The sequence below is a fragment of the Aliarcobacter sp. genome (assembly GCF_041672065.1).
Taxonomy (GTDB): Bacteria; Campylobacterota; Campylobacteria; order Campylobacterales; family Arcobacteraceae; genus Aliarcobacter; species Aliarcobacter skirrowii.
Window position 1 is genome coordinate 17,568 of sequence record NZ_JBAZAH010000002.1, and the last position, 23,419, is coordinate 40,986.

Annotated in this window: 23 protein-coding genes; 17 read left to right on the forward strand and 6 right to left on the reverse strand. The window is 28.1% G+C overall.

From position 1 onward, the window contains the following. Positions 1-3 precede the first annotated feature (3 nt). A complete protein-coding gene (locus WC168_RS00500) occupies positions 4-711 on the forward strand; it encodes an SDR family NAD(P)-dependent oxidoreductase (protein WP_372616945.1) in 708 nt (235 codons plus the stop codon). 31 nt (positions 712-742) lie between these two features. Here the strand turns inward: WC168_RS00500 and WC168_RS00505 are convergent, their stop codons facing one another. Then, the gene (locus WC168_RS00505; protein ID WP_164698885.1) at positions 743-895 is read right to left on the reverse strand and encodes a hypothetical protein; all 153 of its coding nucleotides are present in this window, start codon (positions 893-895) and stop codon (positions 743-745) included. A 103-nt stretch (positions 896-998) separates the two neighbouring features. On the opposite strand from WC168_RS00505, the gene hpf reads away from it, so the two are divergent. From hpf to WC168_RS00575, 14 genes are all read left to right on the forward strand, one after another. Next, positions 999-1,529 (forward strand): ribosome hibernation-promoting factor, HPF/YfiA family, encoded by a 531-nt coding sequence (gene hpf, locus WC168_RS00510; RefSeq protein ID WP_372616947.1) that lies wholly within the window; start codon positions 999-1,001, stop codon positions 1,527-1,529. Positions 1,530-1,613: 84 nt separating this feature from the next. After that, positions 1,614-3,080, forward strand: coding sequence for a ribosome biogenesis GTPase Der (gene der, locus WC168_RS00515; protein ID WP_372616949.1), 1,467 nt, complete (start codon positions 1,614-1,616; stop codon positions 3,078-3,080). Between the two features lie 2 nt (positions 3,081-3,082). Then, positions 3,083-3,724 (forward strand): uroporphyrinogen-III synthase, encoded by a 642-nt coding sequence (locus tag WC168_RS00520; RefSeq protein WP_066351255.1) that lies wholly within the window; start codon positions 3,083-3,085, stop codon positions 3,722-3,724. 233 nt (positions 3,725-3,957) lie between these two features. Further along, on the forward strand, positions 3,958-5,226 hold the full coding sequence (purD, locus tag WC168_RS00525) for a phosphoribosylamine--glycine ligase (RefSeq protein WP_319084236.1): 1,269 nt from the start codon (positions 3,958-3,960) through the stop codon (positions 5,224-5,226). A gap of 9 nt (positions 5,227-5,235) precedes the next feature. After that, positions 5,236-5,667 carry an RDD family protein gene (locus WC168_RS00530; RefSeq protein ID WP_066161258.1) on the forward strand — a complete coding sequence of 144 codons (432 nt, stop codon included), beginning with the start codon at positions 5,236-5,238 and terminating at the stop codon, positions 5,665-5,667. A 10-nt stretch (positions 5,668-5,677) separates the two neighbouring features. After that, complete coding sequence (locus tag WC168_RS00535) at positions 5,678-7,792, forward strand: LPS-assembly protein LptD (protein ID WP_372616952.1); 2,115 nt, start codon at positions 5,678-5,680, stop codon at positions 7,790-7,792. Continuing rightward, complete coding sequence (locus WC168_RS00540) at positions 7,773-8,432, forward strand: phosphoribosyltransferase family protein (RefSeq protein WP_228137761.1); 660 nt, start codon at positions 7,773-7,775, stop codon at positions 8,430-8,432. The genes WC168_RS00535 and WC168_RS00540 overlap by 20 nt, the downstream gene beginning before the upstream one ends. Before the next feature lie 6 nt (positions 8,433-8,438). Beyond that, positions 8,439-10,583, forward strand: a complete 2,145-nt coding sequence (locus WC168_RS00545) for a polyribonucleotide nucleotidyltransferase (RefSeq protein WP_372616954.1) — start codon at positions 8,439-8,441, stop codon at positions 10,581-10,583. Between the two features lie 76 nt (positions 10,584-10,659). Further along, a complete protein-coding gene (locus WC168_RS00550; RefSeq protein WP_066161262.1) occupies positions 10,660-11,028 on the forward strand; it encodes a response regulator in 369 nt (122 codons plus the stop codon). A gap of 14 nt (positions 11,029-11,042) precedes the next feature. After that, the gene (locus WC168_RS00555) at positions 11,043-13,064 is read left to right on the forward strand and encodes a chemotaxis protein CheA (RefSeq protein ID WP_372616957.1); all 2,022 of its coding nucleotides are present in this window, start codon (positions 11,043-11,045) and stop codon (positions 13,062-13,064) included. 6 nt (positions 13,065-13,070) lie between these two features. Next, a complete protein-coding gene (locus tag WC168_RS00560) occupies positions 13,071-13,916 on the forward strand; it encodes a protein-glutamate O-methyltransferase CheR (protein WP_066161264.1) in 846 nt (281 codons plus the stop codon). Beyond that, entirely contained in the window at positions 13,913-14,587 is a 675-nt protein-coding gene (locus WC168_RS00565) for a chemotaxis protein CheD (protein WP_066351266.1), read from the forward strand. Before WC168_RS00560 ends, WC168_RS00565 begins: the two co-directional genes overlap by 4 nt. A gap of 20 nt (positions 14,588-14,607) precedes the next feature. After that, complete coding sequence (locus WC168_RS00570; RefSeq protein ID WP_372616960.1) at positions 14,608-15,681, forward strand: chemotaxis response regulator protein-glutamate methylesterase; 1,074 nt, start codon at positions 14,608-14,610, stop codon at positions 15,679-15,681. A 148-nt stretch (positions 15,682-15,829) separates the two neighbouring features. After that, positions 15,830-16,882, forward strand: coding sequence for a tyrosine-type recombinase/integrase (locus WC168_RS00575; protein ID WP_279134871.1), 1,053 nt, complete (start codon positions 15,830-15,832; stop codon positions 16,880-16,882). Here the strand turns inward: WC168_RS00575 and WC168_RS00580 are convergent. The 5 genes from WC168_RS00580 to hemW are packed head-to-tail and all read right to left on the reverse strand — an operon-like array spanning position 16,879 to position 21,643. After that, complete coding sequence (locus WC168_RS00580) at positions 16,879-17,154, reverse strand: hypothetical protein (protein ID WP_066161268.1); 276 nt, start codon at positions 17,152-17,154, stop codon at positions 16,879-16,881. The two genes, WC168_RS00575 and WC168_RS00580, sit on opposite strands and share 4 nt — an antisense overlap. After that, positions 17,154-17,651, reverse strand: a complete 498-nt coding sequence (locus tag WC168_RS00585) for a hypothetical protein (protein ID WP_066161269.1) — start codon at positions 17,649-17,651, stop codon at positions 17,154-17,156. Before WC168_RS00585 ends, WC168_RS00580 begins: the two co-directional genes overlap by 1 nt. Positions 17,652-17,707: 56 nt before the next feature. Next, a complete protein-coding gene (locus tag WC168_RS00590; RefSeq protein ID WP_279134869.1) occupies positions 17,708-19,675 on the reverse strand; it encodes a M3 family metallopeptidase in 1,968 nt (655 codons plus the stop codon). A gap of 11 nt (positions 19,676-19,686) precedes the next feature. After that, complete coding sequence (gene prmC / locus WC168_RS00595) at positions 19,687-20,538, reverse strand: peptide chain release factor N(5)-glutamine methyltransferase (protein WP_279134867.1); 852 nt, start codon at positions 20,536-20,538, stop codon at positions 19,687-19,689. A 13-nt stretch (positions 20,539-20,551) separates the two neighbouring features. Continuing rightward, positions 20,552-21,643, reverse strand: coding sequence for a radical SAM family heme chaperone HemW (hemW, locus tag WC168_RS00600; RefSeq protein WP_279134865.1), 1,092 nt, complete (start codon positions 21,641-21,643; stop codon positions 20,552-20,554). Between the two features lie 55 nt (positions 21,644-21,698). On the opposite strand from hemW, the gene WC168_RS00605 reads away from it, so the two are divergent. Together WC168_RS00605 and WC168_RS00610 are read left to right on the forward strand one after the other, a co-directional pair. Next, positions 21,699-22,190, forward strand: a complete 492-nt coding sequence (locus tag WC168_RS00605; protein ID WP_066161273.1) for an RNA pyrophosphohydrolase — start codon at positions 21,699-21,701, stop codon at positions 22,188-22,190. A gap of 17 nt (positions 22,191-22,207) precedes the next feature. Continuing rightward, on the forward strand, positions 22,208-23,419 hold the full coding sequence (locus tag WC168_RS00610) for an aspartate kinase (protein WP_279134862.1): 1,212 nt from the start codon (positions 22,208-22,210) through the stop codon (positions 23,417-23,419).

Below are 23,419 nucleotides of genomic sequence, written 5' to 3' on the forward strand. Positions count from 1 at the left end.
AAAATGTTTTTTGAAAATAAAGTAGTATTTATAACAGGTGCAAATGGTGGTTTGGCTAAATCATTTATTGAATCGCTTTTAAAAAATCGTGTTAAAAAGATTTATTGTACAGCAAGAGATTTAATTAAGCTAGAAGAGTTGAAAAAATTATCACCAAAAATAGAGATTTTTGCTTTAGATATTACAAAAAAAGATGAGCTTGAAAAAGTTGCTTCAAAGATTGAAAATATTGATTTTTTAATTAACAATGCTGGAGTAAATAGCCAAAAAAGAGTTATTGATGATAGTAAAATAGATTTTGAAGTAAATCTGTTTGGAACACTAAATAGTTGTCAAATATTATCTAAAAAATTAAATAAAAATGGCTCTATTGTTAATATTACATCAATTTTAGCTTTAATAAATCTTCCTATAATGGGTCTTTATTGTGCTTCAAAAAGTGCTTTACACTCAATAACTCAAGCTTTTAGAGCAGAGTTACAAAAAGAAAATATAAAAGTTTTTGAAGTTTTACCAGGACCAATTGATACAAATATGACAAAAGGGCAAGATATGCCAAAAAGTTCAACTTCTGCAATAGTTGAGGCTGTTTTGGAAGGAATAAAAAATAGCGAACTTGAGATTTATCCTGATGAGTTTTCTAAAATGGTTAAACAAAGATTGCAAAATGATAAAGATAGTTTAGAAAAAGAGTTTTTGAACTTGCTATAAGTTTTAAATAAGATTATATCTATAATCTTATTTAATCAAACATTTTAAAGTTATCATCTTCGCTTCCATCTTTTTTTCTATTTTTAAATTTCCACATTGTAATAAAATACTTAATACTTGCGAAACTCAAAATAATAGCTATTAAAAACATTAAAAAATAAGATATAAACATTAATATTTCCATAAATAAGCCTTTTATTTCTATTAAGTAAAAATTCTATCAAAATTTCTCAAAGAATAAAAGAAAATTATGCTAGAATAAAGAGATTTTATTTTAAGGAGTAATTATGAATACAAGTATAGTAGGAAGACATATAAAACTTACGGACGCAATAAAAGATTATATCAATAGTTCAATTGATACATTTAAAAAATATAACTTGGATATTATTTCGGTTACTTCTACAATTGTTGGAGATGAAAAAGCAAAAGGTTTTACTTTTGAATTCTCTTTAAATATTGCAAATATAGATACAGTTGTTATTAAACAAAAAGATAAAGATTTATACACTGCAATTGATATAGCAACAGATAGAGTATCAAAGGTTTTAAGAAGACACAATGATAAAATAACTGCTCATAAAGCTACAAAATTTAGTGAAGCTGTTGAAGTTGAAGATGATGTTGCAAAAGAGCTTGAGAGGTTTGAAGATGAGATTATTCCTCAAAGATTAACTTCTTATAAACCAATTGATATAGAAGAGGCTTTAGAAGATTTGAAAAACTCTACTGCTTTATTTAAAGTTTTTTATGACAAAGACGATAATATGAGAGTTTTATACAAAGCAAATGCTGCTGGAAAATTTGGTTTATACTAAGATTTAGTAGTAAAAAAACTAAAAGGGTATTAGAAAAAGCTAATACCCTTTTTTAATTTAATTGAATTTAGGATTTAAAAAAATATGCAAAATGACTTAAAAAAAGTTGCACTAATTGGGCAACCAAATGTTGGAAAATCATCACTTTTCAATAGACTTTCAAATAGAAGAATAGCAATTGTTTCAGATGTTGCAGGTACTACAAGAGATATTAGAAAAAATGAGATAGAGATAATTGATAGAAGTGCAATTCTTCTTGATACAGGTGGAATTGATGATACAAATGATGAGATTTTTTTAAATGTAAAAAAACAAGCAATAAAAACTGCCAAAGAGGCTGATATTATACTTTTTATGGTTGATGGTAAAAATATTCCAGATGATAAAGATAAAGAGCTTTTTTATGAGTTATTAAGATTAGGAAAAGAGTTAGCATTAGTTGTAAATAAAATAGATAATGATAAAGAGTTAGAGAGACTTTGGGAGTTTTTTGAATTTGGAATAGGAGATGAAAATCTATTTGGAATATCAGTTTCACATAATCGTGGAACAAAGAAATTATATGAATGGATTTATGATAAACTTCCTGAAAATCCAGAAACAGTTGCTAGACAAGAGCAAGAAAGAAGACTAGAAGCTCTAAAAGAAGAGCATGGTGAGTTTTATGAAGATGATGATGAAGATTTTTCTATAGGAGAAATTGAGGATATAGAAGATGAAAAAATAGAAGATGACACTTCTATAAATGTTGCAATTATTGGAAAAGTTAATGTTGGAAAATCATCTATTTTAAATGCACTTGTTGGAGAACAAAGATCTGTTGTATCACCAATTGCAGGAACTACAATAGATCCAGTTGATGAGACATATTTTTATAAGGACAAAAAAATTACTTTTGTAGATACAGCTGGACTTAGAAGAAGAGGAAGTATTGAAGGAATTGAGAAATTTGCTTTAATGAGAACAAAAGAGATGTTAGAGAAAGCAAATGTTGCTTTAGTTGTTATTGATGCCTCAAATGAACTTGCTGATTTAGATGAAAAAATTGCTGGTTTAGTTGATGAGTACGGATTGGGTACAATTATTGTTTTAAATAAATGGGATGAAAATATGGATACATTCCAAAAAATGGAAGAGGAGATTAGAAGAAGATTTAGATTCTTAGCTTATGCTCCAATTTTAGCTGTTTCTGCAAAAACTGGAAGAAGTATAGATAGATTAAAGGATAAAATTGTTGAAATTTTTGATAACTATACACAAAGAATTCCTACTTCAAAACTAAATAAAGTTATAGAAGAGGCTATTAGAAGACATGCGCTTCCAAGTCCAAATGGAGCAAGATTAAGAATTTATTATGCTACACAATTTAACTCAAGACCACCAAGAATTGCACTTGTTATGAATAAGCCAAATCTTTTACACTACTCTTATAAAAGATATTTAATAAACTTTTTACGAGAGCAGTTCAATTTTGAAGGAACACCAATTCATGTTGTAGCTCGTGGAAAAAATGATAAAGTTGGTGATGAAGAGTATTTGGAAGATAAATAGTTATGTCAAAAATCTATCTTTTAAATAATCAAAATTTTGAAGGTGTAGTTAATTTAGAAGTTTTTAAAGTAAAAAGTCTAAATTATAATCTTGACACTACAAAATATGATGCTTTGGTTTTTACTTCAAAAAATGCGATATTTTCATTGGAAAAAAATTGTATTGATTGGAAAAAAATCCCATCATATTTAATAGCATCAAAAACAGCAAAAGAGGCTTTAAAACTTGGTGCAAACATAGCATTTGTTGGAGAAAGTGGTCATGGAAATGATTTTGCAAATGAGTTAATTCCTCATTTAAAAAACAAAAAAGTATTATATTTAAAAGCTTTGAAAACAGTATCAAATCTTCCAGAAATTTTAAGAGAAAATAGTATAGATTTAGATGAAGTTGTAGTTTATGAAACAACTTGTAATGATGATTTAAAAATAATTGATTTAGAAAAAAATTCAACTATAATTTTTACATCTCCTTCAAGTGTTGAGTGTTTTTTTAAGAAATTTTCATGGCATAGTAGTTTTAAAGCAATTGTTATTGGTAAAACAACAGCTTTGTATCTACCAGAATATATAAAAGATTATCAAATTAGTTCAACGACTGATGTTAAAGAGTGTGTAAAACTTGCTTTGAGTAATATTGCTTAAATTTAATTACTATTTTAATCTTTTTTAGATAAAATCTCCAATTCTAAGTAGTTCGGGATTTCCATTACTTGCGGGTCCGATAATATTTTATTTTATACAAATTTGTAGTTATACAGTGTGTAGCGTTTCTTTTGTTTACGCTCCTAAAGTATTCTCTTGTATATATACTTGGCTTTTAGGGCCACCTTATGGTTATCGGCTACTTGGGTTTTAAAAATAATAAAGGGAAAAATATGAATATATTAATACTTGGAAGTGGTGGTAGAGAGTACTCTATAGCACTAGCACTTAAAAAAGAGAATTCACACAAACTATATTTTATGCCAGGAAATGGTGCAACTTCTGATTTAGGAACTAATATTAATATAAAAAATTATAATGATTTAGCAAAATTTGCAAAAGAAAATTGTATTGATTTAACGATTGTTGGACCAGAAGCTCCACTTGTAGATGGTGTTGTTGATATATTTAAAAAAGAGGGTTTAACTATTTTTGGTCCTTCTAAAAAAGCTGCTCAACTTGAGGGTTCAAAAGCTTATATGAAAAATATATTAAAAAAGTATAATATACCAACAGCAGCATTTATTGAAACATCTAATAAAAAAGATGCTTATGATTTTATAGATAAAATGAAAAATCTTCCAATTGTTGTAAAAGCAGATGGTCTTTGTGGAGGTAAGGGTGTAATTATTGCACAAAGCAAAGAAGAGGCTAAAAATACAGTTGATGATATGTTAAATGGTAGTAGTTTTGGCGAAGCAGGAGAGACTGTTATTGTTGAAGAGTTTTTAGATGGTTATGAACTTTCAGTTTTTGCAATTTGTGATGGTGAAAATTATAAAGTTTTACCAGCTGCTCAAGATCATAAAAGAGTAGGTGATGGAGATACTGGACCAAATACAGGCGGAATGGGTGCATATGCTCCAACTCCTTTGATAAATGATGATATATATAAAAAAATAGAAGAGAGAGTTATAAAACCAACATTAAAAGGAATGCAAGAAGAGAATGCACCATTTGAAGGTGTTTTATTTATTGGTATCATGGTTGTAAAAGGTGAACCAATAGTTTTAGAATACAATGTTAGATTTGGTGATCCTGAGTGTGAGATTTTAATGCCTCTAATTGAGTCAAAAGTTTCTGAACTATTCTATTATGGAGCAACAAAACAGCTTGATAAACTCGATATTAAGTTTAAAAATAAGTTTGCAGTTGGTGTTGTTATGGCAAGTGCCAACTATCCATATAGCTCTTCTGCCCCTTCAATTATATCTTTATCAAATATCGTTGATAAAGAGCTTTTAGAAAATAGTCATATCTCTTTTGCTGGTGTTGAAAAAAAAGATGGAAATCTTATAGCAACAGGAGGAAGAGTTGCTGTTTGTGTTGCAATTGGAGATAGCATTAAAGAGGCTAGAGATAGAGCTTATTTACTTAGTTCAGAAATATCTTTTGATGGTAAAAAGTTTAGATCAGATATTGCATATCAAGCTTTAAAATAGAGATTTAAAATGCAAAATAGTGAGAATTTACAGTTAGCTTCTATGCGTTCTAGAGCTTTTGCTTTTGTAATTGATGATTTAATAGTTACGCTACTTATAAGTTTAGTTTATTGGGATAGTATTGTTGCTGCTGGTAATAATACAGAAGCATTAATATCACTTTTATCAACTCTTGTATTACCTTTATTGGTATTAAAGATTATATATCATACTTTTTTTATTTGGTATTATGGTCAAACTTTAGGTAAAAGATTAGCAAAAGTTAGAGTGATTGATGCTAATCATTGGGGAAGAGTTACATTTTTTCAATCTTTTTTAAGATCAGTTGGAAGAGTAATATCTGAACTATTCTACTATATAGGTTTTGCAATAGCTTTTTTTAATGATGGAAGAAAAACTTTTCACGATTTTACAGGTAAAACGCTGGTTGTAGATGCTTAAAAATTTATTTTTGATTATATTTTTACTCTTTAATTTTTCCTATGGAAATGAAAAAAAAGAGAAACTTCAATTGGTTGCAAAAAATATAGAGGCAAAAGATAATACTATAATAGCATCTAATAGTGTTATAGCATATTCACCATCTTATTATATTAGTACTGATAAATTAATATACGATAGAGATAAAGAGAGTTTAGAACTATTTGGAAATGTTTTAATAATAAAAGATAACAAAATTCAAACACAAAGTAATTATGCTTATTTGGATATGAAAAATGATACAGCTTTACAAGAACCTATATTTTTATTAGATGAGAGTACAAATATTTGGGTAAATGCGAAAGAGTTAACAAAAGAGAAAGAGAAATTAGAGCTTATTGATTCAATAATTTCATCTTGCGACTGTTTTGATCCAGCTTGGAGTATTAAAGCAACTAGTAGTAATTATGACACAAAAGAGATGTGGATAAATACCTTTAATACAAGATTATACATAAAAGATGTTCCTGTGTTTTATCTACCATATTTTGGTTTTCCAACAGATACAACAAGAAGAACAGGACTTTTGTTTCCAACTATTGGTTATGCTAAGAAAGAAGGACTTTTATACTCTCAACCAATATTTATAGCTCCAGCTGATAATTATGATTTTGAATTATCTCCTCAAATTAGAAATCAAAGAGGATATGGAATTTATGGTACTTATAGATATGCAAATACTTTAAATAGCATGCTTAAAATTAAAATGGGTTACTTTAAAGAAAAAGACTCTTATGTTAAAGATAGAGAACTTCAAAGCAATCAACACTATGGTGCGAATTTAGATTATGAACAAAAATATATTCTAACAGATGAAAATAGTGTTTATCAAGATGGAACATATGTATCTTTGAACTATTTAAATGATATTGAACATATTGAACTTGAAAAAATTAGTGGAAGTGTTTCAACAGATCGAAATGTAGAATCTAAATTAAATTACTATTTTAATACTCCAAACTATTATACTGGTACTTATTTGAAATATTATATAGATACTCAAGCAGATAGCAATGATGCGACTATGCAAGAACTTCCACAAGTTCAGCTACACTCATATAATAAAGCTTTATTTACAAATAATTTAATATATTCAGCAGATTTAAAATATCAAAACTTTACTAGACAAAAAGGTCTTGAATCACAAGTTTATAATTTAAATATACCTATTGGATATACTAGAAATATTTTAAATGATTATATGTATATAGGAGTTGATAATAATACACTATTTACTAGTTACAGATACAACAATTCAAATATTAACTATGAAGATGGTACTTTAATACAAAATTTAACTACTTTTAAAGTTGGTACAGATTTGATAAAGCCTTATAAAAACTATATTCATAGTATGAATTTAAGCTTTAATTATGAAATACCAGATAATCTTCATAAAGATGGAGATTTATACAATGTAACAGTAAAAAAGGAGAATGATTTAGCAAAGTTTAAAGAGCTAAAAACTTTTCCAACTATTCAAAATAAAAAAAGAGCTATTTTAAGATTAAATCAATCTATTTATGCCAAAAATAGTCATAAGCAGATTATTAATCACCAGTTGAGTCAAACTATTTATTATGATAAAAATGATAATGCAAAACTACAAGATTTAGAGAACTATTTAAGATTAAACTCTAAATATACAACTATTTCTGGTAAAGTTGTATATAATGCTGAAGATAAAAAGATAGTTGAAACTAGTCTTGATGGTACTTTTGATTTTGAAAACTTTAGTGTAACAAGTGGTTATTATAGCTCTGTAAAAACTAATAATGAGTTTTTTAGTAGAGATGACTTAGAATCTTTTAGGCTTGATGCAAAATATAATTTTAATAAATATTATTCAATGAGATATTATGAAAATTATGATTTGCAAGAGAAGATTAGAAATAGACAAGGAGTTGGTTTTTCTATAAATGAGAGCTGTTGGAGCTTAGATTTGAGGTATGAAAGAGAGATAACTCCAACTTCAAGTAGTAGTTATAGAAGTAGAGAACAGGATATAGTTTATGCTACTTTAGTTTTAAAACCAATTGGTGGAATTAGTCCAAATTATAAGGTATATGATAGTGAGCAAAGATAAAATATTTTTCAAAGATAGAAAAGAGGCTGCAAAGCAACTTCTTGAAGTTCTTCCACTTGATTCAATGAGACTTGAAGAGTGGATTGTAATATCTAGTTCTTATGGCGGTTATGAAATTGCTAAAATTGTTGCAGAAGCATTAAATGCAAAATATGAAATAATGTTTAATGAAAAAATTTATGCTCCAAATAATGATGAGTGTGAAATAGCTGTTGTAACAGAGTTAGAAGAGGTTTTAATACATGAAGAGCTTGTAAAATCATTTGATATAAATCTAGATTTAATATATTTGTACTCAAAAGAGATTTTTGAAAATAAAATAAGACCAAATATCTTTAAATTTAGAGCAGGTGAGAGATTACAAAAATTACACGGTAAGAATGTTTTAATAGTTGATGAAGATGTAAATGTTGGTTTGGTTATGATGGCTTGCATAAAAACTATTATAAATCAAAAAGTTAAGTCTATTAGTGTAGCAACTCCTATTCTATCAACCACTAGTATAAAAGCAATTGATGCAATTACAGATGATCTATATTATGTAAAAAATTTAGATCACTATATAGAGGGTAACTTTTATTATGAAAATTTAAATAGTTTAACTATAGAAGATATTGAAAAAATTAAAAATGAAGGATAAATAAATATGGCAATAGTATGCGAATTGGAATTAAATAGACAAAAAGAGATTTTTGAGTTTGAAAAAGTAGCAAAGCAGGCAAATGGTTCTGCTCTTGTTAAAGTAGGAAATTGTGTGGTTTTAGCAACTGTTGCATCTGAATTTGATAATCCTGTTAGTGAAGATTTTACTCCATTAACTGTTCAATATATTGAAAAAACTTATGCTGCAGCAAAACTGCCTGGAGGATTTATCAAAAGAGAAGGAAAACCAAGTGATTTTGAAACATTAACTTCAAGAGTTATAGATAGAAGTTTAAGACCACTTTTTCCTAAAGGTTTTGTTTATCCAACAACAATTACAGTTATGGTTTTAAGTTCTGATAAAGATGTTGATTTACAAGCAATCTCTTTAAATGCAGCTAATGCAGCACTTTATACTTCAAATTTACCTATTAAAAAGTCTGTTTGTGGAGTTAGGGTTGGAAAAATAGATGAGAATTTAATTATTAATCCAACTAAAGAAGATTTAGAAAAATCGACTTTAGATCTATTTATAGCTGGTTCAAAAGAAGAGTTGTTGATGATTGAGATGAAAACAATATCTTCTTTAAATGATTCAAAACATCTTACAAATGAGATGGAAGAGTCTGTTTTAGTTGATGCTATAGCTTTTGCACAAGAAGCACTAAAAAAAGCAAATATTTCATATGAGACAAATTTCGAAAAAGCTTGTAAACAAAAAGCAAATGTTGAACTTATTGAATTTTCAATAGCTAAAGAGATAATTGATTATGTAAGAGATAATTTTTCAGCAGATATAAAAATGGCTATAAAAAAACTAGCAAAAAGTGAAAGAGCTGTTGAATTAAAAGAGCTTGCAAAAGAGATATCAAAAAATGATTATTGCCTTAAAAATGAATTAGAGTTTTCAACAATTTATGAAGCTGTTAATATTGTAAAAAGAGAAATAGTTAGACAGATGATTGTAAATGAAAAAGTAAGAGCAGATGGAAGAGGACTTAAAGATGTAAGACCAATATCTATTGAGACTAATATTCTTCCTTCAGCTCACTCATCTTGCCTATTTACAAGAGGAGAGACACAAGCACTTGTTATTGGAACTCTTGCTGGAGCAAAAGATGGTCAAATGTATGAAGTTTTAGCAGATAGATCTACATCTATGGAAAATTTTATGGTACATTATAACTTTCCAGGTTTTAGTGTTGGTGAAGCAAAACCTATTTTTGGTGTTGGAAGAAGAGAGCTAGGGCATGGTAATTTAGCTAAAAAAGCTTTAGAGGCAACTATTAATCCAAACTTTAAAGATACAGTAAGATTGGTTTCTGAAATTTTAGAATCAAATGGTTCATCTTCAATGGCAACTGTTTGTGGTGGTTCAATAGCTTTAAAAGCAGCAAGAGTTCCAATTTCAAACTTAGTTGCTGGTGTTGCAATGGGAATGGTTGTTGAAGGTGATAAATACTCTATTCTAACAGATATTATGGGACTTGAAGATCATGATGGTGATATGGATTTTAAAGTTGCTGGAACAGTTAATGGTATTACAGCTTTACAAATGGATATAAAACTTGGTGGAATTGAGTTAAATGTTTTAAAAGAGGCACTTTTACAAGCAAAAGATGGAAGAGTTCATATTTTAAATATAATGGAAGAAGCATCAAAAAATATAACAGATAGCTTAGCTTTACCAAAAAGTGAAGAGTTCAATATCGATAGCTCAAAAATGATGATAGTTATTGGTAAAGGTGGCTCTACAATAAAAGAGATTATAGAAAAATATAGTGTAAATGTAGATTTAGATAGAGATAATGGTATTGTTAAATTAAGCGGTGAAGACTCTTCAAAAATAGCCGAAGCTACTGAATTTATCAAAGATTTAGTAAATAACTCAAACTCTTTTAAGCAGACCAATAAAATAGATTTTGAAAAAATATATAATGTAGATGAAATTGTACATGGAAAAGTAGAGAGATTGGTTGATTTTGGAGCATTTATTCTTCTTGAAAAAGGTGGTGAAGGATTGTTGCATATCTCAAAAATATCAAAACAAAGAGTTGAGAAAGCTAGTGATGTATTAACTCTTGGACAAGAGATAGATGTTAAAGTGCTTAAAATACAAAAAGATAGAATAGAATTGAGCTTAAACTAGAGGATAAATAATATTAAATTAATATTTTTTTTGGTACGATAGTAAAATTTTAAATGAAGATAATTAAGGGGTTTATATGGCCAAGCTTTTAATAGTAGATGACTCTACAATGTTAAGAGATATGTTAAACTATGCTTTAAATGAGGGTGGATATACTGATGTTGTTGAAGCTATTGATGGTGTAGATGGTTTAGCAAAAGCAAAAAGTGCTACTTTCGATTTGATTATAACAGATATAAATATGCCAAATATGGATGGAATTGATTTAGTTAGTGAATTAAGAAAAATTCCTCAATACTCAAAAACTCCTATCTTAGTTTTAACTACTGAAAGAAGTGATGAGATGAAGGCAAAAGGTAAAGTAGCTGGTGCTACAGGATGGATTGTTAAACCTTTTGTACCTGATCAGCTATTAAAAGCTGTAAATATTGTACTAAGCAAATAAAGAAGGGGGATAGTATGTCGTTTGATATTTCAAAATATAGAGAGATGTTTTTAGAAGAGGCTGTTGAGCTTTTTGAGTCAGCAGATAATGTTTTACTAGAAGCTGAAAATAATGGTAGTTTAACAGACGATGAAATGGGACAGCTATTCCGAGATGTTCATACACTAAAAGGTAGTGGTGCTTCTGTAGAGTTGGCTTATTTTGCAGAATTCACTCATGATGTTGAAAATCTTATGGATAAATTAAGAAGCCATAAAATAGAGTATAAACCAGAAATGGCTGAAACTTTAATTGATGGTTTAGATGTTATGAAAGAGATTTTAGAATTAGAAGTTGCAAATCAAATGACTAGAGAAAAATTTGAAGAGATGACTAAAGAACTTTTAGAAGAGATTAGAGCTTATTCAAATAGCGATAGCTCTTCTAAATCAACTACAAAAGAGAACCCTAATCCTCCTGAAGCATCTCAAAAAGTAGAAAGTGTAAAACCTCAAGAAAATAGTAATAATTCTAAAAAAGATTTTAGAAATAGAGCTTTTGGTATTTTTGCAGATGAAGAGGAAAATTCAGAGAGTTTTGGTTTCTTTGATGATAGTTATAATAGCTCTTCTAATGGTTCTGGATTTTTTGATGATATGCCTAAAATAACTCCAGATTCAGTAATGGAAATTGGTGAAAATAATAGCATAGATGAAAATGAATCAAATGAGAATAATAAAGTTAAAGATGATAACTCAAATCAAGAAGTTTCATCTGAAAATAAAAGATCAAGAGATAAAAATAAAGTAGGTAAAGAAGAGTCTAAAAAATCTATATCAAACAATAATAATAGTATTAGAGTAAACTTAGATAAAATTGATCTTCTAATGAACAATGTTGGAGATTTGGTTATAACAAATGCTATGCTTACTCAATTTTCTTCAACAATTGAAGAGTCGAAAATAAGAGGTTCTGTATTAGAAAGATTAGAACTTCTTGAAAGACATATTAGAGATATGCAAGATAGTATAATGAGTATTAGAATGGTTCCTATGGACTCTATTTATTCTAAATTCCCAAAAGTAGTAAGAGATATATCTAAAAAACTTGGTAAAAAAGTTGAGTTTAAACATTATGGAGATAATGTTGAAATAGATAAAGCTATGATTGAGGGATTAACAGATCCATTAATGCATATTATTAGAAACTCTTTAGATCATGGTATTGAAATGCCTGAAGATAGAGTAAAAGCTGGTAAGAGTGATACAGGAACAATATCTATATCTGCTGAGCAAGCAAATGGTCAAATGATTATTACAATTGAAGATGATGGTAAAGGTGTTGATAGTGAAAGAATTGCTCAAAAAGCTCTTGAAAAAGGACAAATAGATGAGCATCAATATAGTTCAATGTCAAATAATGAAAAAGCTCTTTTAATTTTTGGAGCGGGTCTTTCAACAGCTGATCAAATTACAGATATTTCAGGTCGAGGCGTGGGAATGGATGTTGTAAAAACAAATATTCATAAGCTTGGTGGGGTTATAAAACTTGATACTGAGATTGGAAGAGGAACTACAATTACAATTATGCTTCCTCTTACTCTTGCAATTCTTGATGGGCTTGATATTAGAGTAGGTGATCAAAAATATATTCTACCTCTTAGCTCAATTGTTGAATCTTTACAGCCAACAGCAGATATGATTAAAAAAATTGGAGATGGAACTCAAGATCTTTTGATGTTAAGAGAAGAGTTTATTCCTGTTGTTAAACTTCATAAGCTATTTGGACTTAAAAAAAGTTTTGAAAATTTAGAAGATGGTATGCTAATCGTTGTAAGATCTGGAAGTACTAAAGTTGCTTTATCTATTGATGAGTTCTTAAATCAACATCAGGTTGTTGTTAAACCTTTAGATAAAAACTTTAGAAGTGTTCAAGGAATTGGAGCAGCAACAGTTAGGGGAGATGGAAGTATCGGATTAATTTTAGATGTTCTAGGAATAATTGATGCACAAATTAAAATTGAAAGAAAAATGAATTCATCAAAAAAGGCATCATAAATTGATATGCGATACACAACACAAGATGTTCACAATAGAATAAAAAAGATTCTTTATTCTCTAACTGGTATTACACTTACAGATAATAAAGATATTATGATTTCTAATAGAATTGATAAATTAAAAAGAAATTGTAATAATTATGGTGATATTATGGAGCTTTTAAACTCTGTTGAAAATGGGCAAAATGTAACTGAGTTTATTAATACATTTACTACAAATAAGACACACTTTTTTCGTGAAGATTTTCATTTTGAAGATTTAAGAGATAGAGTTCTGCCTAATTTTGTAAACTCAAATAATCAAATATCAATTTGGTCTTCAGCAGCATCAACTGGTGAAGAGCCTTATTCAATTGCAATGACTATATTTGAAGCAAATAGTATTTTAAATTCAAATATAAAAGCAAATATCATAGCAACCGATATTGATACAAATGTTCTTCAATATGCAGCCGATGGAATATACAGATATAGTAAAGCCGAAAAAGAGTTTCCAGACTGGATAAAACCTCAAAAATATTTTAAAAGAAGAGTTCAAAAAACACTTACAAGTGAAGAGATCTTGATAAAAGTGAATGATGAATTAAAAAGATTAATTAGTTTTGGAATGTTAAATCTAAATGATACAAACTACCCATTTTCTAAAAATCAGTTCGATGTTATCTTTTGTAGAAATGTACTTATATATTTTTCAGCAGAAGATCAAAATATTATTCTAAAAAAAATATTTAAATATTTAAAAATTGGCGGAACATTATATCTTGGTCATTCTGAGAATCCACAGGATTTAATAAATTATGTAAAAAGAGTAGGTCAAAATATTTTTATTAAAGAGAAAGAGATAATATGATTATTGTGGGTAAAAAAGATGGTTCTATAGAAAAAGTTCCATCTTCATCCATATCACAAAAAATAAAAGGTTATGATACTTATACTGTTTTAGGTGGAGAGTTTGCAGTAGTAGCAGATGATAAAAACATAGCATTAAAGACCCTTTTAGGCTCTTGTGTTGCTTTAATGTTTTACGATAGAAAAAAAAAGATAAAGAGTATGAATCACTTTTTACTTCCTAACACTAGTGACAAAATTTATGATATGAAATATGGACTTTACTCTGTTGAAGCAATGCTAAATGAGATGTATAAACTAGGGTGCTTAAAATCAGATATTGTAGCAAAAATATCAGGTGGAGCTGATATTATGAATTTGAATTTAAAAAACTCAATAGGATCTAGAAATGTTGAGTTTGCTCAAGAGTTTTGCCAAAAAGAGGGCTTTAGAATTATCTCTGAGCATACAAGAGGAACTCATGGAAGATTGATACTTCTTGCAAATAATTTTGAAACATTTATTAAAGTTACTCAAAAAACTGAAACAGATAGTAAAATTGCTTCTAGTGAAAAATCATTACAAGTTGAAATTACTAAAGCACCTGTTATTAAAGAGTACCCAAGTGCGATTGAACTTTTTAACAAAAATAATAAAAAGCTTGAACCAAAAATGGAAATTGAGCTTTTTTAAAATATTTAGGATTATAATATATGTATACAGTATTAATAATAGATGATTCAGCTTCAATGAGAAGAATTTTAAAAGATATGATAAATTCAATAGATGAGTTTGAAGTAGTTGATGTAGCAAATGATGCTTATGAAGCTAGAGAAAAAATAAAAGAGTATGAGCCTGATTTGGTAACTATAGATATAAATATGCCAAAGATGGATGGCGTAACTTTTTTAAGAAATCTAATGAGACTTCACCCTATGCCAGCTGTTGTAATATCAGGAGAGGGTGTTAGAGGAAGTGATATTTTTGATGATGGAGCTGTTGGATTTATTCCAAAACCATCAACTGGTGAAAGTATGAAATCATTTGAATTAAGAATAAAAGATACTTTACTAAGTCTTACATTCTTACTAAAAAGATATACACTTAAAAAACCTCAAACTAAAAAGAAAAACTATACTCAAACTAAAAATGTAGATTATAAGGTACACCCAGATGAAGTTATTCCTTTAAGAGTAGCTCCTTTTGGTGGGCAAAAATTAATAGCAATTGGTTCATCAACAGGTGGAGTTGAGTCGCTATTAAGAGTATTTAGTAAATTACCAAATGATTTACCACCAATTTTAATAACTCAACATATACCATATGGATTTTCCAGCTCTTTTGCACAAAGATTAAATGATCATTCAGATGTTGATGTATGTGAAGCAAAAGATGGAATGATATTAAAAAGAGGGCATGCTTATTTGGCTCCTGGAAATATGCATCTAACAATTGAAAAGTATGGAAATGAGTTAAGAACAAAACTTCTTGATACAAAAAAGGTAAGTCAACATAAACCTAGTGTTGATGTACTTTTTAGGTCTGTAAATAATAGTGTAGGTGGATCTGCTATGGCTGTTATGATGACTGGAATGGGAGATGATGGAACTATTGCTATGAAAGAGTTATTTGATAATGGTGCTTATACAGTAGCTCAAAATGAGGCTAGTTGTGTTGTTTTTGGAATGCCTATGAAAGCTATACAAGCAGGTGCTGTTAAAGATATAATACATCTAGATGATATTGCACAATATATAATTGAGTTTTCAAGAGGAAAGCGTAAATAGTGAACTTATAAAACATATAGAAATCTATTTAATTTGACTATATGTTTTAGTTTTAGTATTGAAAACTATAATTTTCAAACTAAAACTAATATCTATTTTGATATACTCTTTTATAAAATTCATTAGCATTTAAATATAAAGGTAAATTATGAGATATGATTTAGATTTCAAAAATAGTTTTCAAGATACTCTACTTTTTTGGATGGAGAGATTTATAAGAAATAAATTAACAAATCTCTCAAATAGACAAGTTATACAAAAAGATAGATTAGCAACAATATTGCAGACTTTAGCCAAAGGGATAAAATCTATAGATGAATTAGAGTTATTGGTAAAAGATGCTAGAAATATAGGCTTAAGTGGAATAAATACATATTTTAACCCTCTTTTAAAGCTATACAAATATACAACAAATTTAGCTTTAGCATCAATGAAAGAGATTGATGAAGAGTTATTAAGTGATTTTTTAGCTACAGAAACAAGCTCTTTGTCGGATGCTACTAAAAAAAATCATAGAATTGCCCTACTATCTTTTTTCTCCTACATTGATAAACAGAATGAAAATGAAGATGGAAGTTCATATCTGTTTAAAATAGAGCTTAAAAATTGGGGTGGATTAAGTGGTAAAAGTGGTACAAAACTGCCCTCTTTTATGAATAAAGATGAGATTGATAGATTTTTAGATGCTATTGAAAAATTTGAGTTTTCAGAAAATACTGGATATAGAAATCGCCTTATTATAAAAATTATTATATACACAGGTGTTAGGGTTAGTGAAGTTTTAAATTTAAAAATAAAGGATATTTTTAATGAAAATGATGTTTATATGTTACAAATTAGAGGTAAAGGTAACAAACCAAGAGTTGTAATGATAAAAAAGCATATTATTGAGTATGATTTAAAAAACTGGTTAGATACAAGAATAAGCGATACTGATCTTTTGGTTTGTAATCAAAAAGGAGATAGATTAACTCAAGCATATGTTAGTAGAATTGTAGAAAATATTTTAATAAGTGCTGGGATTAGAAAAGAAAAAAATGGAGCACATATGTTAAGACATAGTTTTGCAACACTTTTGTACCAAAAGCATCATGATTTAATATTAGTTCAAGAAGCTCTAGGTCACTCAGATATAAATACAAGCCGTATTTATACACATTTTGACAAAGAGAGACTTAGAAAAACTACAGATATATTTTAAAAAAGTGTAGCTTCATCACTTAAGTTATTTTCAAATGATTCTAAATATATATTTTCATCATAATCTAAATATAGGCTAAAAGAGCCTATATTTAAGCTATTTTGTATATTTCTTTTATTTAAAAAGCTCTCAATCTCACTATTTGAAAAAAAAGTTTCAAGATGATATTCAGCTAAAGATGGAGAGAAATTATCTATTATGGTTTCTAAATGGAGAAAATTTTCTATATTAAATATAGAAAATAGATCATTCTTCTCTATTTGTTTTATCATTATTGCATAATTCCAAGAAGTGAAGATAGTCTCTCATCATTTAAATCCAACTTATTGCTATCTTTTTTTGGTTCCTCTTTTTGCTCAGGAGTAAAACTTAATAGATTATTATTCTCAGATGAGTTAGAATTATGATTACTCTCATCTAATTTATCTTCCAAAAACTCTTCAACTTGCGAGACTATCTCTTTATCATCCTCAATAGTATCTTTATTATCTATTTTTGTATCAGAAGATGTTTTACTACCTCTACTTAAAATATTTTCAATTTGTCCTAGCATTGTAGAGATTGTCTCTTTATCATCTTCTGTATTACTTTTTAACTCATTAACTTTTAATAGTAAAGAGCTATTTTCATCTTTTACAGATACTAATTCACTATTTGCTGCTTCAAGATTAACTTTTAGCTCCTCATTCTCTTTTTGAAGCTCTTGGTAAGCATCCATTAATCTATTTAATGCACTATTTAATTTTGAAATTGTTTCTGTATTTGTCATAGCTTTAAATCCTTTATTACTTATATAAAAATTCTAAAAGCATATTATTACAAAACTTAGCTAATAATTCCATCAATTTTTAGTAGAGAATCAACTTTTGGTTCTCTTTGTGCAAAATCATAAAAAAGTTTATCCATATTATAAGATCCTCCTTTGCTTAAAATTGTATTTTTATATTTTAAACCTAACTCTTTATTAAATATATTTCCAGACTCTATAAACATATAAAAAGCATCTGCACTAAGTACTTCTGCCCATTTGTATGAGTAATACCCTGCACTATATCCACCTGAAAATATATGAGAGAATCCATTTTGAAACTTATTATAAGATGGTGGAATAACTACTGCAAACTCTTCTCTAATTTGATTTAATAAATCTTGAACCTCTTTTTCTGTTTTGTATAGCTTTTGATGTAGTTTAAAATCAAACAATGCAAACTCAATTTGTCTTACTGTTGCCATAGATGATTGAAAATTTCTAGCTTTTATTAATCTATTTATAGCTTCATCATCCAAAGTTTCACCAGATTTGTAATGTTTTGCGAATAATTTTAAAACATCTCTATCATAAGAGAAGTACTCTAAAAATTGTGATGGAAACTCTACTGTATCCCAAGTAACTCCAGCAATTCCACTTACATTTACCTCTGCTACTTTACTTAATAGATGGTGCAAAGCATGTCCCATCTCATGAAACAAAGTTACAACATCGCTATGTCTTAATAAAGATGGAATATCTTTTGTAGATTGTGGAAAATTTCCAACTATATAAGCTGTTGGAAGCTTTGTATCACCATTTGAATCTATATAATAAGAGTGCCAATTATTCATCCAAGCACCACCTCTTTTATCTTTTCTTGACTCTAAATCTATATAAATTCTTCCAATAATTTTTCCATTTTCATTTAAATTGTAAACTTGAACTTTCTCATCCCAAGTTAAAGCATCTGTTTTTGTGAATTTAACTTCAAACATCTGCTCTAAAAAGTCAAAAAAACCTTTTAAAACTGAGTTTTGCTCAAAATAAGGTCTATAGTACTCTTCGTCAATATCATATTGAGCTTTTTTTAGCTTCTCAGAGTAATAAGCTAAATCACTTGGTCTAAAATCTTTTATACCATCTTTTAAAGCTAAAGATTTAACCTCTTCTAACTCTTTTTTTGCTTTCTCTTTTGCTTTTTTACCTAAATTTTCTAAAAAAGATATAACTTCATCTTCGTTTTTAGCCATTTTTGTAGCTAAAGACAAAGAAGCATAATTTTTAAAACCTAATATTTGTGCCTCTTCATATCTTAAAGCTAATATCTCTTCTATTAATTTACCATTTTCACTAGCTCTTGTTGTATATGCTTTGTAAAGTTGTTCTCTTTTATCTCTTGATGTTCCATATGTCATATATGCAATGTAAGATGGCATATGTAAAGTAAACTTATATTTAGTAGTTCCATTATCATCAAATTTTGCCAATTCTAAATCAGATTCTGGCAACTCTTTTACATCCTCAAAATTTTCAATTATAAGTTCATAACTATTTGTAGCATTTAAAAGATTTTGTGAAAATTTATGTGACAGCTCACTAAGCGTTAAATTTATCTCTTCAAGTCTTTTCTTTTTATTATTTTCTAATTGACAACCTGATAATTCAAACTCTCTAATCTCATTTTCAAGCACTTTATTTTGTATATCATTTAAAGTACTTTTTTCTTTAAACTGTATATCTTTTAAAGCACTATAAATATTTTCATTTTGACTTATCTCACTTTCATATTTAGAGATAATAGGAAGGCACTCTTCATGCACTTTTGAAGTTATTTTTGAATTCTTTACAGAATCGATATGAAATATAGGAGTTATAAATTCGTTAATATTCTCCCCTATTTCTTGAAATAAAGTAACAAAGTTTTTGTATGTTTTATTCTCTATTTTTAAAAGCTCTTCTATTTTATTTCTGCTAATATCCAATAACTTTTCTAACTCTTTGCTAGAGTTCTCAAAGTTTTCTAATTTAAATTCTTGAAACATTTTTATCCTTTTTAATATTTAAATTTTAGAGTAAAACCTCTATCAAATTTTTCATAATCTTTGTAAAATTCATAGAATTCTACACTAAACTCTTTAAAATACTCCTCTAAAGGACTCTTTTGATCATAACCCATCTCACAAAGTAAATATGGAATTTTTCTTATAAATGTGTTTTTTATAATATCTTTTAATAGCTCATCTCCAATTTCACCACCAAAAAGAGCATTTTTTGGCTCAAATGAAACATTTTTTGGTAAAACATAACTATTTTTTATATATGGTGGATTTGAAATAACCATAAAAATATCATTTTCTTTAACATTTTCAAATAAATTACTATGTATAAAATTAATTTTATCTTCAACATTGAATTTCTTAGCATTTCTACTAGCTAAAGATAGAGCCTTTTCATTTATATCAACAGCTGTTATCTCAATATTATCAATCAGTATTGCTAGTATTACAGATATTATCCCGCTTCCTGTACCTATTTCTAAAACTTTTATGGGTTTATCTTTGTATTTTTCTACATTTTTTAATTCAAACTCTATGATATCTTTTGCATTATCAACTAAAAGTTCTGTCTCTGGTCTTGGTATTAAAACACCCTCTTGCACAATAAAACTCTCTCCATAAAAAGATGCTCTATTTGTAATATACTCCAAAGGAAAATTTGTAGCTCTTTTTTTTACTAATTTCTCTAACTCTTCTAGTTTTGTAAAACTATTATCATAGTTAAGATGTAACCAAATTACATTTTTTTCCAACAAATGCATTATTAATATCTCAACCTCTTTTGCTGGAATATGTGTAATATCTTTTAAATATATTGCGTATTTTTTTACGCACTCTTTTATTGTCATTTTTATTAACCTTTTAATCTAAAATATATAAAGCTAACTCATCTGCTAATAGAAAATTATTATTGTAAACCCTATTTTCAGATATACAAACTCTATTTATCTCTAATAAATCTTCTATTTTTCTAAGTTCACTATTTGTAAATATTTCTAAATCTACACCAAACTTACATCTAAAACCTAACAAAACCTTTTCGCTTTTTATATCTTCATTTGTTAATTTTTCAATATCAACTAATAAAGGATTTGCAATATAGTCCTCTATACTTTTTTGTGAATACTCTCTTTGTTTATCAATAAAAGCAACAGCTCCAGCACCAACTCCTAAATACTCATTGTGACTCCAGTATCCGTAGTTATGCTTTGATTCATATTTGCTCTCTTTTGCAAAATTTGCAATCTCATATTGATTAAATCCTATATTTTTTAGATATTCAAAAATCTCATAAGATAAATCTTCATCATCAATCTTTAAGCTTCTGCTTCTTTCTTGAAGCTCTTTTTCCTCTAAAAAGAATTTTGTATCTTTTTCAATTATCAAAGAGTATGCACTTATATGCTCAACTTCTAACTCTAAAATTGTATCAAAATCCTTTTTTAAACTTTCGAAACTATCATTTTGAACACCATAAATTATATCGCAATTAATACTATTAAAACCTATACATTTTGCATTTTGTATAGCTTTAATAGCATTATCTCTATTGTGATTTCTTCCTAATGTTTTTAACTTTTTATCATCAAAACTTTGAACTCCAAAACTAATTCTATTTACACCTAAATCATACATTCCTTGAAGCCAATCTTGTGTTGCAGAGTTTGGATTAGCTTCGCTTGTAATTTCACAACTATCTTCTATGTATGGTTTTAATAAATCAAAAATATCTTTAAATAAAGATGGTTTTATAGTTGATGGAGTTCCTCCACCAATAAAAACCGTTTTTAGTTTTCTATTTTTATCTCTTAAATGTCTGTTAATATTATTTTCAAGCTGAATTTTTAGAGCTTTCATATAGTTTTCTTTCAGATTTGACTTTGAAGTATATGAGTTAAATGCACAGTAAAAACATTTGCTATCACAAAAAGGTATATGTATATATAAAAGCAATTTTTAATCCTATATTCTATAAAATATCGCTCTTATTATAAGGAAAAATAGATTTATGGCTAATAAAAAAGAGAATGAAAAAGAGAAAAAAAATTTAAGACCAAATGTAGCAGCAATTATACTATCTTCTAAATATCCACAAAAGTGTGAAATTTTTATCGCTTCAAGAGTTGATATAAATAATGCTTGGCAATTTCCTCAAGGAGGAATTGACGAGGGTGAGAGTTCAAAAGATGCTCTATTTCGTGAACTTGAAGAGGAAATTGGAACAAAAGAGGTTGAAATAATTGCTGAATATCCAGATTGGGTATCATATCTTTTTCCACCTGTAATAGCCCAAAAAATGTATCCTTTTGATGGGCAAAAGCAAAAATACTATTTGGTTAAATTAAAAAAAGGAGCTAAAATAGATATAAATACTCACACTCCTGAGTTTAGTGAGTATAAATTTGTATCTACAGAAGATATTTATAATCATATAACTTTTTTCAAAAGAACTGTATATAAACAGGTTTTGAAATATTTTAAGCAAGAGGGATATATTTAAATGAAGGATGAAAATAGATGTTAAAAGTTTTAAAATTTGGTGGTACAAGTGTTGGTACGCTTGAAAGAATTGCTAATGTTGCACAGATTATCAAAAAGATAAAAGATGAAGGTCATGATGTTATTGCAATTGTTTCAGCAATGAGTGGAGAGACAAATAAGCTAATAGAGTATGCTGAATACTATAGCAAAACTCCAGATTCAAGAGAGCTTGATATGCTTTTAAGTTCAGGTGAAAGAGTTACTTCAGCCCTACTTTCAATTGCATTAAATAGTATTGGATATAAAGCTGTTTCAATGACAGGAAGAGAAGCTGGTATTATGACAACAGCAACTCACACAAAAGCAAAAATTGAAAAAATTGATACAACAAAGATGAAACAAGCTTTAAGAGATGGAAATACAATCATAGTTGCTGGATTTCAAGGAGTTACACTTGATGGTTCAAGAGTAACAACACTTGGTCGAGGTGGAAGTGACTTATCTGCTGTTGCAATTGCAGGTGCTATTAATGCTGATGTTTGTGAGATTTATACAGATGTTGATGGTATTTATACAACAGATCCACGAATTGAACCAAAGGCTAAAAAATTAAAAAAAATATCTTATGATGAGATGCTAGAACTTGCAAGTTTAGGTGCAAAAGTTCTACAAAATAGATCTGTTGAGATGGCAAAAAAGTTAAATGTAAATTTAGTATCAAGAAGTAGCTTCACTCCTGAAGTTGAAGGAACATTAATAACAAATGAAGAGGAAATTATGGAAAAACCAATAGTAAGCGGAATAGCTTTAGATAAAAATCAAGTTAGAGTTGGAATGTATGGTGTTGTTGACAAACCAGGTGTTGCTAGCGCAATTTTTACAGCTCTTGCAGATGCAAATATAAATGTTGATATGATAGTTCAAACAAGAGGTCTTGATGGAACAACAGATTTAGACTTTACAGTTCCAACAACAGATTTAGAACTTTGTAAAAAAGTTATGGAACAGTTTAAACCTCAAGCTAAAAATATTGATTATAATGAGGCTATTTGTAAAGTTTCAATAGTTGGAGTTGGTATGAAATCTCATACAGGAGTTGCTTCAAAAGCATTTACAGCTATGGCAAATGAAAATATAAATATTAGAATTATCTCTACAAGTGAGATTAAAATATCTATGATTATTGATGAAAAATATGCAGAACTTGCTGTTCGTGCACTTCATGATGCATATGAGCTGGATAAATAA